Raw genomic sequence first — 11,732 nt, 5'->3', positions numbered from 1 at the left:
TCGCTGCTCCTCTTGATTAAATGTGTTTTGACCATTCGTTTAAAAAGCGGATGACGGTTTCCAGCTCGGATTCGGAAAACCGCTCAAACAGCTCGATATAGCGCTGCTTTGCAATTTCGTGCATCCTGTCATGAATGTCGGCCAGTTTCTTCCCCTCGTCTGTTAATCTGTAATACAATTCTTTGTTGTTGTTCGGTTTTTTGTGCGATTCGATCATCCCGTGCTTTGTAAGCACATTGACCGCTTTTGTCACTGCCGCTTTTGATATTTGAAGTTTTGCTGCTAGGAAAGCGTTGTTGACGTCTGCCTCGTTTTCGCTGATAAGCGAGATAATGTGAAGCTGGGTCAGTGTCCAATGCTTCCGGATGCTGTCGTCTTCTTGAAAAGCTTCCTTTGCGAGCGCCTGCTGTTCATGCTGAGCCCGCTTTTCTCTTTTGAGAATAAAATCCTGAACGGCTTGAAATGCTTGCTCATACGTCTTGTTTTCCACGATCATCATATCCTTTCCATCATCGTTAACCGGTTAACCATTTAATAGTTTACCAGTTAACAATAATTAAAGCAAGCAAAAAGCATATGATGCAGAAAAGATCCGCAGCATATGCTTCCCTCATACTTGAAGAGATAACACGTGCTTTTCAGTCCAAGCCAGAAGCTTCAGGTCCTGTTTGCGGCCGGCGATGAATGAAAGCCCCAAAGGCTCGCCGTTTTTTGCCGGTAACGGAACGGTGATCTGCGGAAGCCCGCCAAGCCCGGCAATACACGTCAGTTTCATCGTGCGCGCCCTTCTCTCATGTAATTCGTTTTCCGGCAGCCCGCGGAGCGGCGGCGTGCCGGGAGCAGTTGGAATGACGAGTAAGCCGTCTTCCGCGAGCCATTCCGACAGTCTCCTTTTCACCGCTTCTCTTTTCATAAACACATGCTCATGATCGCTTTTCCTAAGACTTGACGTCCATTCAAATCTTTCTGCGATTCCAGAGCCGAACACTGGATTTGTGCGCTCGATCCAAGCTCCATGCTCCTCCCAAATATCCAGACCCTGCAGCAACTTGAACATCTCCGCCCATTCCGCGAGGCCTCCGTCAGCGGCAATGCACCAGTCGAATTCGCCGTCTATCAGGCCTAATGCATGAGCGTATACTTGTGTCCGGTCGCTTTCTTCAAGCAGGCTCCACGCCTCTTTTTCAAAATAAATCCGCTTGAAACAGGCCCCTGCCTCCTCCTGTCCGCTAAGCAGGACGCGGCCTGCCGCATGAAGAATTCCGATATCTTTTGACATCCATCCGACAGTGTCAAAGCTTTTCGCCAGCGGTATGACTCCATTAACCGGCACCTCGCCGTGCGTCGGCCGAAATCCGAAAATTCCGCAGTAGGAAGAAGGGATTCTGACAGACCCTCCGGTGTCTGTTCCAAGGGCAAAATCGGCCATGCCGGAAGCTGCCGCCACGGCCGAACCGCTTGAAGATCCTCCAGGAATGTTGTCCTTGGCACAAGGATTGACTGGCGTACCATAATGGACATTTTCTCCGTCAAGGCTGTACATCAGCTCATCCGTGTGAGCAGCACCTTTAAGCCTTGCCCCTTCACGCAGCAGCAAGTCAACGGCTTCCGCGTTTTTTTCGGCAGGTTCGTGCGTCCTCAGCCAATCAGGATTTCCCGCCGCATTTGTATGGCCTTCTACCGCAAACACATCCTTTACCGCAAACGAAAGGTTTTTCAAGCTTCCTTCAGCTGATGCCGGCTCGACAGCCAAATCCTTGTTCATAAAAGCGCCCCAATCATACTCCATTTTCAAAATCCCCTCTTTTTGTTTTTAACGATAACCGGACACCTCTTCAAATTGAACAAAATTGTGACAAAATCTTCCATTCTCCGGTTGAAAAAGGTCTTTAGGTTTGTTCCTATAGGCAAACAGGGTAAAATAAAGGTGTGTTAATTACATATTAAAAACGAACATGGGAGAGGAGAATGAATGGTGAACAAGGTTCGCACAGGAATATTAGGATACGGTTTGTCAGGTTCGGTGTTTCATGCGCCTTTATTATCTGTGTTAGAAGATTTTGAGATTCGAAAGGTGATGACTTCAAGAAAAGAACAAGTCAAACAAGACCTCCCCGAAACAGAAGCCGTCAGCTCGATCGAAGACATCACAAATGACCCTGACATTGATCTCGTCATCGTGACCACGCCGAGCGGCCTTCATTACGAAATGGCGAAAGAGTGCATCCGCGCCGGAAAGCATGTCGTCCTGGAAAAACCGATGACGGCAACAGCGGAAGAAGCTGAAAAGCTCATCAATGCCGCGAAAGAAAAAGGGGTGCTTCTCAGCGTCTACCACAACCGAAGATGGGATAACGACTTTTTGACGATCAAACAGCTCATCAAAGAAGGGCGCCTCGGAGAGGTTAACACATTCCACGCCTCCTACGACCGGTTCCGGCCGAATGTCAGACAGCGCTGGAGAGAGCAGAAAGGACCGGGCTCAGGCGCACTGTACGATTTGGGTTCACACCTGATCGATCAGGCTCTTCATTTATTCGGCATGCCAAACAGTGTCACCGCTCAAGTGACCGCTCAAAGAGCCAATGCGGAAACAGACGATTACTTCCATGTCGTCCTTCACTATGATCAGCGCCAAGTGATTCTCCACTCGGGTTCGATTGTTCCGGCCAACGGTCCCCGCTACCAAATCCACGGTTCAAAAGGAAGCTTTATTAAGTATGGTATCGACGGCCAGGAGGATGCACTCAGAGCGGGTCAAAAACCTGCAGGCGATGAGTGGGGAGCCGATCAACCCAAATATTACGGGGAACTGGCCACAGTCGAAGGTGACGAGGTCATTAAGGAAACAGTGGAAAGCATCCCGGGTTCATACTTAACCTATTACAAGCAGCTTGCTTCAAGTATTCTTGAAGGCGGCAGCCTGCCTGTCACGGCTGAAGAAGGACGCGACGTCATCCGCATCATCGAAGCCGCGCAAAAAAGCAGCGAAACGAATCAAACGGTGTTCTTACACAAATAAAATAAAACCGCGGATCACGTCCGCGGTTTTTTCAAAAGGTCCGGCCCAATTCTTTGGCGCGGGCAATTGCATTTCGTTTAATTTCTTCGGCTTTATCCGGCTCTGCATTATGCCCTTCTATAAATAAACCTTCAAATTCCGGCACTCCGAAAAACTGCATCATGATGCTGATATAGCGGTGCCCCATCTCAAGTTCCGCAGCCGGCCCTTCTGAATAGTAGCCGCCTCTCGCCTGGATGTGCAGGGCTTTTTTATCGGTTAACAGCCCGATCGGTCCCTGTTCGGTATATTTAAACGTCTTTCCCGCTACAGCGACCGCATCAAAGTACGCTTTCATCACCGGCGGAAAAGAGAAATTCCAAAGCGGCGTGACAAACACGTATTTGTCTCCCGCGATAAATTGCTCGCTTAGCTCATTCAAACGGCCGACTTTTGCCTTTTCGTGTTCAGAAAGCTGTTCAAATCCCGATCCCGACTGCAATTTTCCCCAGCCGCTGAAAACATCCGCATCAATCTGCGGAATGTTCTCCTTGTAAAGATCAAGATGTATGACTTCATCATCCGGATGAGCTTCTTTGTAAGATTCGATAAAAGCTTTTCCCGCCGCCATGCTGTATGATGCCCTTTCGTCATGCGGGTGAGCGGTAATGTAAAGGGTTTTTGTCATCTCTTTTGCTACCTGCCTTTTTGTATTGTTATTGGATAGTATGGGACGTTTTCAGGCAAATATTCAGAAAAACTCGGCTTATGCTGGAATCATCCGCCGGTCCAAAAACGTATAGCCGGGAATAGCTCGCAGACAGGATGCAAACTTCCCATACGGAAGTTTTACGACGCAGTTTGCACATATTGCTGATCGCCTGTTTCGCATTTTTGCACTAGCTGCTGGATCAAAAGCTTTAATTGATACTTTCGTTTAGCAGTCTGATCGCCTGCAAATACTTTCATTCTGCTTGCAATTTACGAATAAAAAAAGGAACGCCTCGATTTTTCAGGTCAAGGCGTTCCTCCATTCAAAACGAAAGCAGACTCCCTTGCAGGAGCAATGCCATTTCTTAGATGCTTGCGGCATCTTCGTTTTTTAGATGATACTTTTATATACAGCTTTTATGACTGCGTTGTATGCCCCTCTTCTTCCAGCTTTTCGAGTCTCTCTTGCACCTCTTCTTCTGAAAGGCCGTGCTCTTTGACATACAGGTTGCGCGAATGAACCCGGCACTCGTGCGTGCAGCCCCGCAAATAGCGGTGTTCATTTTCTTCAGAGCAGATGATCTGCTTGTTGCATTCAGGGTTGGCGCAGTTGACATAGCGCTCGCAAGGCTCGCCGGTGAAATAATCCTTGCCGACGATGACATGCTCTTTCTGGTTGACCGGAACGCTGATTCTTTCATCGAAAACATAGCACTGCCCGTCCCACAGTTCACCTTGAACTTCAGGGTCTTTTCCATACGTCACAATCCCGCCGTGAAGCTGGGACACGTCTTCAAATCCTTCTTTTTTCAGCCATCCCGAAAATTTTTCGCAGCGGATACCGCCCGTGCAGTAAGTCAATATTTTCTTGCCTTCGAGCTTTTCTTTGTTATCACGGATCCATTCAGGCAATTCGCGGAACGCTTTAATGTCCGGTCTGACCGCGCCGCGGAAATGTCCCAAATCGTACTCATAGTCGTTCCGTGCGTCGACGACAATCGTATCTTCCCGCTGCATCGCCTCATAAAATTCTTTTGGCTCAAGGTATTTTCCCGTTAATTCATTCGGATCGATATCATCTTCCAGACGGAGCGTCACAAGCTCATCGCGATGGCGGACATGCATTTTTTTGAAAGCGTGCCCTTCTGATTCATCGATTTTAAACACCATATCTTCAAAGCGGGGATCGTTTTTCATTTCACTCATATAGCGGTCTGTCTGCTCTACGGTTCCTGACACGGTTCCGTTTATTCCTTCACCCGCCACAAGGATGCGCCCTTTCAGGCCCAAATCTTTGCAGAACTTGAGGTGATCTTCGGCAAATTGCTCGGGGTTGTCGATAAGAACATATTTATAATACAACAATACTCGGTATTGATTTTTCATGATATCTTACCACCTATCTGATGCATGTTTTTATAGGAGAAAAATGGAATATCCATCCATTTATTTTATCAAACCTTTGTTCATATTAAAACAAATCATCACCATGATTTCAATGAAGCTGCTTGAACATTCCCTTAATCAAATGCTAGAAATTTTAACACTTCCGGCCGTTTTACGCAAGCAAAACAACTCAGGTTAAAGGACTTTCAGCAATTCTGTTATAAACTCCCAAAACCCAGGAACTTCTTGACATAAAAGCATCTCCGCTTTTTCGCAAATTTTCATCTTCAGCTCCTGTTCAAGATCCTCCCTCTCTTGATAGGATGTGTTGTTTAATTTGCTTTTGATCATCGGCGTGAAATTTTCCAGCAATTTCTCAATCTCTTTTTCGTCGTGCAGACTCACTGTTATCATTCCCCTCTGCTTTAGAATTCAGCAGCTCTCTTATCTTTTCGAGTGCCCTTTTATGAATTCTTGAAATATTTTGCCTTGATTCTCCCAAAGAGTCAGCCATTTCCTGCATGGATACCCCGTGAATGTAAATTTGCGCAAGCACTTTTTTCTGCTTGTCCGTCAATTGCAAAAACGCTTCATAAAGCATCGGGTCTTGCAGATGTTCACTAAAATCCTCTTCCTGTTCCAAGACATCGTCTAACAGGTCCCCTCGGGGCGGCTCGGGCAAAGTCGGACTGTCGTCGATCATCAATGGAAAACGCTCTCGATTTTTCCGGACTCTTTTATCAAAGTCGACGGAGAAAATCCGGATCATCGAGTTGATGTATTTGATCATGCGGATGTTTTTGTAAAACCGCTTAAATTCGCGATCGAGACACTCTGCCTCTTCAGAATCCGGATGTTCCAAAACGTGGTTGAAAAGCCGCTCATACCGGGGGTTGCTCAAAAAATGCTTCACAAGCGGATGCCCTGTGATTTCCTTGATTTTCGCACGCAGTAACGTTTGATCAATCATAAAAACCGCCTCCTATTTATTTAGATGAAAGAAATGTAAAAAAAGTAAACTCATCTCTTCTTATTACATGCAAACATAAGTTCCCATTCAGAGAAAATAGTTCTTTGCTTACATTTTTCAGACTTTCTTCACTTCTTAACATAGGAGGTGGTAAGAATGGACAGTGCATTCATTGAGGAAGCAGCGAAACAAATCGGCAATGTCGGCTTTCCGGCTGTATTGGCAATTTACCTGCTGACGCGTTTTGAAAAGAAAATCGATGAACTGATCGAATTGATCAAAGAAAAAAGTGACACCGATGATTGACATCGGCCTCACTTTTTTCACTTAACATGACAGAAGGGGAAAACGAAAGGCCTTTCAGCTCTCCTTTACATTTTGAGAAAGAGGGGATATCACATGGAAAAAAACAAATCAATTCCACAGCCGATCAGAGGAGAAAAAGGAGCGGAAACGAAAATTCCGCATAACGTTGAGCGCGATCGCCAAAATCCGGACATGCTTGCGCCGCCGGAAACCGACCACGGAACGGTGTCAAACATGAAATTTTCATTTTCCGATGTCCATAACCGACTCGAAAAAGGCGGATATGCACGGGAAGTCACCGTTCGCGAGCTGCCGATTTCAGACAAGCTTGCCTCTGTCAACATGAGGCTGAAACCTGGAGCCATCAGGGAACTTCACTGGCATAAGGAAGCCGAATGGGCATATATGCTGTACGGAAAAGCACGGATTACGTCTGTTGACCAAGACGGCAGAAATTTTATTGAAGATGTGAAAGAAGGAGATCTCTGGTACTTCCCGTCAGGTCTGCCGCATTCAATCCAAGCGCTTGAAGACGGCTGCGAATTCCTGCTCGTCTTCGATGACGGTTCTTTCTCTGAAAACAGCACCTTCCAGGTGACAGATTGGCTGGCCCATACGCCTGATGAGGTAATTGCCGCAAACTTCGGCATTTCAAAAGACGTCGTAGCATCTCTTCCAGATAAAGAAAAGTATATTTTCCAAGAAGTGATCCCTGGATGTCTTGAGAAAGACAAAGTCGAAAGCCCGAACGGAACGGTGCCTCAATCTTTCAGCTACAATTTGCTTGAACAGGAACCGATCGTATCTAGCGGCGGTAAAGTATGGATTGCCGATTCCACGAATTTCAAAGCGTCGAAAACAATCGCTTCTGCGCTGGTGGAAGTCGAACCTGGAGGCATCCGGGAGCTGCACTGGCATCCGAATACAGACGAATGGCAGTATTATATTTCCGGACAAGCGAAAATGACCGTTTTCGCGTCCGACGGGCATGCCAGAACATTTAACTACCAGGCCGGAGATGTCGGCTATGTGCCGTTTGCAATGGGACACTACGTCCAAAATACAGGAGACGAACCGCTTCGCTTCCTCGAAATCTTCAAAGACGACCACTATGCTGACGTTTCGTTAAACCAATGGCTCGCGCTCGTTCCGGAAGAGCTTGTCCGCCAGCACCTCGACGTCGGCAGCGAGTTTACAAACATGCTCTCTAAAGAAAAGCATCCGGTCGTGAAATTTGATAAGAAATAACCAGCCAGGCTTGCAGGAGACATATCCTGCAGGCCTTCGGCTGCTGTGTACATATTTAAAAGGAGTTGTATCATGAAACATTTCGTTATTTGCTGCTTATCGGTAATGTTCGTTTTTTTCGCCCACTTTCTCGGCATTTCGATCCTGTTTCATCTGCCGGGCGCATTTTACCAAACTGTCGGGTCCCTGCTTTTGTTTACGCTTTGTTATACCGCACTGACCTTTGTCCTGGAACCGGCTGAAAAGCTGCTCATCCACAGTATGAAGCTGCTGGGCATCAATCGGCGGATCACGTTTTTTGCAGCCGAAATGCTCACGATCGGATGTTTATGGGCCGCGATTTTTACAGCGGACGAATTGCTGGACGACGTTCTGCTGACCTCTTCGGCGGAAATCATGATTGCCGTTTCGTTTTTTACCATTGATAAAATCCTTTATCCACGGCAGAGGTCCGGTTCGCTCTTATATTGAGAATCCACTGTGCAGGAGAATGTTATATAATGGATTTCAAGTAATCAAAAGGAGGTTTTCGTTCTTGTATAAGGTACGTTTTAGACCCGACATGTCGATCAAAGAAATCGGCGAACAGGTGCAAAGCTATGTCGCCGCCAATTGGAAACAAACGCTTGACGATCATCGCGAAGCGCTTTTAAAGGTGTTTCCCGAATTGGAAGACGCGACTTACGGCGTCTACTTGGACCACCTGCTGCCTCCTGTATTTGAAAGTCTCGAACAGTCCGGCTTTACAACGATTCAAGATGCGGGAAAAGGTGATTTTTTCATCGGAAAAGGCTTAAACTTTAGACAGTCCATGGAAAAATGGGGAGCTGACGACTGCCGCTCACGGGTGTTTTGGGCTGTCATCTCCGATCAGCAAGAAAAGCCTGCCGGGACGCTGCTCTTTGACTTTTTTCACTCTCACGCCGGGTTTGACGTGCCTCTTTCTCCGAAGATTTACACATTGGAGGAAACAGAGAGAGACAGAATTGTCGCTCACGTGAAACAGATAAAGGAAAACTAGCTGATAGCGACCCCACAACATCATAAGCTGCAACCGCTGGGTAACCCGGCGGTTTTTTTAATGCAGAACAAGGAATATTTTTGCAACCAATCAAACCACACATTCGTTATGTATAAGACCACCAACATCTTACATAAGGGAGAAAATCATGAGAACTTTCGAAATATTATTAACACTCCTGTCTTTTGTCATGCTGTTTCAGCAAAAAATGCCGAGAAAGCTTGCGGCGGCAGCCGGATTTGCGAGTATTGGCGTGTTGGCGGGACAGCTTTTTTTTGAGGGATACAGATGGCAAATGGTTTTGATCTATCTGATCTCCGCCGCCCTCGCCTTTATCGCGATCTTCGGTAAAAGGCTTCAAATCAAGATGTGGAAGCCGCTGAAATATGGCTTGTATGTTCTAACATTCGCCATGCTGGCAATCTCCGTCTTCCTGTCTGTATACCTGCCCGTCTTCGATTTGCCTAAGCCTGACGGCGCTTATTCTGTCGGGACGAAGACGTTTCATTTGACCGACCGCGACAGAGAAGAAACGCTGACAAAAAATCCGCACGATAAAAGAGAACTGATGATCCAAGTATGGTACCCCGCCCAAGGTTTGCATGGACAGAAACGGGCACCTCTCTTTCCCGAAGACGCAAGCACATTTCACGAATATATCGAGAAGTTCGCAGATGGATTCGGTCTTCCCCCGTTTGCTTTGGACTATTGGCGCTACATCAAAACAAACTCATACGAAAACGTTGCGATCTCATCAGCTGAAGCCCGATATCCAGTCGTCGTAATCAGCCACGGCTTCGGAACAAGCCGGCTGCTGCACACTTCCCAAGCCGAACATCTGGCAAGCCATGGGTTTGTCGCAGTGGCGATCGATCATACGTACAGTACGATGGCAACGGCTTTTCCAGACGGACGGATGACAGGCTTAACAACCGAGCGATATATGAATGGAGTTTCCGAAAACAGCAGCAAGCTCGGGAACATTTGGACGCAGGACGCCGACTTTGTCATCAATCAGTTGGATCAGCTGAATCGCGATGCCTTTAAGGGAAAACTCGATATGGACAACATCGGGATGATGGGTCACTCATTCGGCGGCGCCACGGCGTTTAACGCCGCATATTCAAATCCCAAAATTAAAGCTGGAATCAACATGGACGGTTCACTGTACAATGTCAACGGCAAGCAGGCGATTTCAAAGCCGTTTCTATTCATGGAATCGAGCAGCTTTATGAACATTAAAGACAAGGCGCTCAGCGGAAAAATTTCTGATGAAGAAATCAAAAATTCGGGTTTAACGAAAGAAGAATTCAACAAGATGATTGAGGAACGAAAAAAGGAATACAAAATCATTGATCAAGCGTCAATGGTGTATATTGAAGGAACGGAGCATTACAACTTCACCGACTTGCAGCTTTATTCAAAACTTTTGAAGCAGCTCGGCATGACGGGCGACATCGACGGCGAACGAAGCGCGGATATCGTGAACCGGTACGTTTTGGATTTTTTCAACAAGCATTTAAAAGAAACCGGCGGCGGCTTGATCAGCAAGCCGAATCCGTCATATCCGGAGGTGAAGTTTCCGAAGGAATAAACCGAAAACGACAGAAAGGGTGCCGGCGGCGGCACCCTCTTTGTCTCATTAACAGATACACCCTGGATTGCGAGAACTAAATATTTTTCGTATGCCTTTTCACTAAATGGCCGCTAAGCCCGGCATATCGGAAGTGTGCGGCTTGTAACTCCGCTTCATGCGCGGCGTCGTTAATATTAGCGGAGGTTAGCGACAAATGTTGTCACACTCTGAGCCGGAAGATGCGCCCAAAAATGATTGTCTGTTACATTGAGATTCGTTCCAGGTTGAAGGTTGCTGCTGCTGCTCGTGATCCATCTGGATACTTGAGAAACAGATCCATTCTGCAGAACGAAGTTTTGGTTAACCCCTGAGTTGTTTTTATTAATGGCAACTATAACGACTTTGTTGTCACCTTTATAGGCAGATACGTAAACGTTTGAAGCGGGGCTCTTTGTCGCATCAACCCTGACATAACCGGGACGGACAAACTTCGAGAAATGAGCCATATTGTAACCGCGCTTGCTGATCGTACCGTCTTCTTTCATAGGACCGTATGATCTGCGGATGTACCACCATACATAAGCCTGAAAATCTCCCTCTACCATCGAATTGTGAATATGGTGCGAAACATCCAATGCCTCAGGCCAGCGGTCCGCAGAATTATTGTCACTGTTCGGATAATATACTTCCGTCATCCAAAGATCTTTTCCTGCTCCTTTTTGTTTGAACAGTGGATAAGCGAAATTGTTAAGCTGTGTACCATAAAGATGAGCGCCAAGAATATCCATATTGGCAAGCGCCTTCGGATCATTCAAAATCGGATCCGATATATTTTTTAAGTATTGAAACGACTCAGGCGCGATGACACGGGCATTAATCGAGCCGGCGTTCTCTTTCATAAAGCGAAGTATTTCTTGCGGTGTCCACCACGTCCAGTCGTGTGCGTAATCAGGCTCGTTTTGGACGGAAATCGCATACAGATTCACGCCATTATTTTTCATGAAGGTAACAAAGTCGTTAAGATGCTTCGCGTATGCGGCGTACTTATCGTATCTCAGCCGTTTAGCTGATGTGTCTCCATTCCGATTGAAAGTCTCAACCATATCGCTTGGCGGATTCCAGGGAGAAGCAAAAACGATTGCTCCGTGTTTGATCGCACTCTTTGCCGTCTCCACTTCTCTGTACCAATTGTTTCTATTTTCATCAACATGAATTCTTAAAATTGAAAAGCCTAACTGATTCTGTCCATTGCCAAAGGCGGTTTCTCTTTGAGCTGCTGTAAGATCCCCGATCCAAGCCGGGTGATTCATCCCTCCAAAACCGCGAATCACTTGTTTTTCTGCAGATAGACGAACTGTTGCGTCACTGGCTGCTGAAACTTCAGAAGCGGCAGGCCCGGTTAACATGAGCGACAGCATCGTTACATATGCCAACAATACACAAATTAATTTTTTCATATGCTTTCATCCTCTCATTGTTGTGGTATATGAAAACCCTTCTGAGACCACCTTTT

General features: G+C 46.6%; 13 protein-coding genes. 6 read left to right on the top strand and 7 right to left on the bottom strand.

The genetic code is table 11. The features are described 5' to 3' along the window. Positions 1–16: 16 nt before the first annotated feature. Positions 17–499: a MarR family transcriptional regulator gene (locus M1E06_RS03690; protein WP_237612058.1), complete on the bottom strand. Its 483-nt coding sequence runs from the start codon at positions 497–499 to the stop codon at positions 17–19. A gap of 111 nt (positions 500–610) precedes the next feature. After that, a complete protein-coding gene (locus tag M1E06_RS03685) occupies positions 611–1,789 on the bottom strand; it encodes an amidase (protein ID WP_025810754.1) in 1,179 nt (392 codons plus the stop codon). A gap of 183 nt (positions 1,790–1,972) precedes the next feature. Between M1E06_RS03685 and M1E06_RS03680 the strand changes: the two genes are divergently transcribed. Next, on the top strand, positions 1,973–3,022 hold the full coding sequence (locus M1E06_RS03680) for an oxidoreductase (protein ID WP_020452969.1): 1,050 nt from the start codon (positions 1,973–1,975) through the stop codon (positions 3,020–3,022). A gap of 31 nt (positions 3,023–3,053) precedes the next feature. On the opposite strand, the gene M1E06_RS03675 is transcribed toward M1E06_RS03680, so the two are convergent. The 4 genes from M1E06_RS03675 to M1E06_RS03660 form a co-directional block, all read right to left on the bottom strand. Then, on the bottom strand, positions 3,054–3,689 hold the full coding sequence (locus M1E06_RS03675; RefSeq protein ID WP_020452970.1) for an FMN-dependent NADH-azoreductase: 636 nt from the start codon (positions 3,687–3,689) through the stop codon (positions 3,054–3,056). Between the two features lie 440 nt (positions 3,690–4,129). Then, entirely contained in the window at positions 4,130–5,098 is a 969-nt protein-coding gene (trhO, locus tag M1E06_RS03670; RefSeq protein WP_023856301.1) for an oxygen-dependent tRNA uridine(34) hydroxylase TrhO, read from the bottom strand. Positions 5,099–5,293: 195 nt separating this feature from the next. Further along, a complete protein-coding gene (rsoA, locus tag M1E06_RS03665) occupies positions 5,294–5,512 on the bottom strand; it encodes a sigma-O factor regulator RsoA (RefSeq protein ID WP_031305046.1) in 219 nt (72 codons plus the stop codon). Next, positions 5,475–6,068 (bottom strand): sigma-70 family RNA polymerase sigma factor, encoded by a 594-nt coding sequence (locus M1E06_RS03660; protein ID WP_023856303.1) that lies wholly within the window; start codon positions 6,066–6,068, stop codon positions 5,475–5,477. Before M1E06_RS03660 ends, rsoA begins: the two co-directional genes overlap by 38 nt. Before the next feature lie 156 nt (positions 6,069–6,224). On the opposite strand from M1E06_RS03660, the gene M1E06_RS03655 reads away from it, so the two are divergent. The 5 genes from M1E06_RS03655 to M1E06_RS03635 all read left to right on the top strand — a co-directional run bounded on the left by M1E06_RS03655 (position 6,225) and on the right by M1E06_RS03635 (position 10,237). Continuing rightward, complete coding sequence (locus M1E06_RS03655) at positions 6,225–6,374, top strand: YvrJ family protein (protein ID WP_020452973.1); 150 nt, start codon at positions 6,225–6,227, stop codon at positions 6,372–6,374. A gap of 93 nt (positions 6,375–6,467) precedes the next feature. Continuing rightward, positions 6,468–7,622, top strand: a complete 1,155-nt coding sequence (locus M1E06_RS03650) for an oxalate decarboxylase family bicupin (RefSeq protein WP_020452974.1) — start codon at positions 6,468–6,470, stop codon at positions 7,620–7,622. A gap of 72 nt (positions 7,623–7,694) precedes the next feature. Further along, positions 7,695–8,093 (top strand): YrvL family regulatory protein, encoded by a 399-nt coding sequence (locus M1E06_RS03645; protein ID WP_025810753.1) that lies wholly within the window; start codon positions 7,695–7,697, stop codon positions 8,091–8,093. Positions 8,094–8,157: 64 nt separating this feature from the next. Beyond that, positions 8,158–8,643, top strand: coding sequence for a DUF6022 family protein (locus M1E06_RS03640; protein WP_023856306.1), 486 nt, complete (start codon positions 8,158–8,160; stop codon positions 8,641–8,643). Positions 8,644–8,791: 148 nt separating this feature from the next. Next, positions 8,792–10,237, top strand: a complete 1,446-nt coding sequence (locus M1E06_RS03635; protein ID WP_216904439.1) for an alpha/beta fold hydrolase — start codon at positions 8,792–8,794, stop codon at positions 10,235–10,237. Positions 10,238–10,413: 176 nt separating this feature from the next. On the opposite strand, the gene M1E06_RS03630 is transcribed toward M1E06_RS03635, so the two are convergent. After that, positions 10,414–11,676: a glycoside hydrolase gene (locus M1E06_RS03630; protein ID WP_035400315.1), complete on the bottom strand. Its 1,263-nt coding sequence runs from the start codon at positions 11,674–11,676 to the stop codon at positions 10,414–10,416. Between the last annotated feature and the right edge of the window lie 56 nt (positions 11,677–11,732).

The organism is Bacillus sp. AK124 (genome assembly GCF_053903085.1).
The sequence above is the reverse complement of the archived record's forward strand: the minus strand, read 5'-3'. Positions and strand labels throughout refer to the sequence as shown.

Excerpts from the sequence above, each read along its gene's own strand:
- rsoA (WP_031305046.1), bottom strand. The coding sequence starts at position 5,512 with ATGATAACAGTGAGTCTGCACGACGAAAAAGAGATTGAGAAATTGCTG.
- M1E06_RS03675 (WP_020452970.1), bottom strand. The coding sequence starts at position 3,689 with ATGACAAAAACCCTTTACATTACCGCTCACCCGCATGACGAAAGGGCA.
- M1E06_RS03685 (WP_025810754.1), bottom strand. The coding sequence starts at position 1,789 with ATGGAGTATGATTGGGGCGCTTTTATGAACAAGGATTTGGCTGTCGAG.
- M1E06_RS03630 (WP_035400315.1), bottom strand. The coding sequence starts at position 11,676 with ATGAAAAAATTAATTTGTGTATTGTTGGCATATGTAACGATGCTGTCG.
- M1E06_RS03690 (WP_237612058.1), bottom strand. The coding sequence starts at position 499 with ATGATGATCGTGGAAAACAAGACGTATGAGCAAGCATTTCAAGCCGTT.
- trhO (WP_023856301.1), bottom strand. The coding sequence starts at position 5,098 with ATGAAAAATCAATACCGAGTATTGTTGTATTATAAATATGTTCTTATC.
- M1E06_RS03635 (WP_216904439.1), top strand. The coding sequence starts at position 8,792 with ATGAGAACTTTCGAAATATTATTAACACTCCTGTCTTTTGTCATGCTG.
- M1E06_RS03650 (WP_020452974.1), top strand. The coding sequence starts at position 6,468 with ATGGAAAAAAACAAATCAATTCCACAGCCGATCAGAGGAGAAAAAGGA.
- M1E06_RS03680 (WP_020452969.1), top strand. The coding sequence starts at position 1,973 with ATGGTGAACAAGGTTCGCACAGGAATATTAGGATACGGTTTGTCAGGT.
- M1E06_RS03655 (WP_020452973.1), top strand. The coding sequence starts at position 6,225 with ATGGACAGTGCATTCATTGAGGAAGCAGCGAAACAAATCGGCAATGTC.
- M1E06_RS03645 (WP_025810753.1), top strand. The coding sequence starts at position 7,695 with ATGAAACATTTCGTTATTTGCTGCTTATCGGTAATGTTCGTTTTTTTC.
- M1E06_RS03660 (WP_023856303.1), bottom strand. The coding sequence starts at position 6,068 with ATGATTGATCAAACGTTACTGCGTGCGAAAATCAAGGAAATCACAGGG.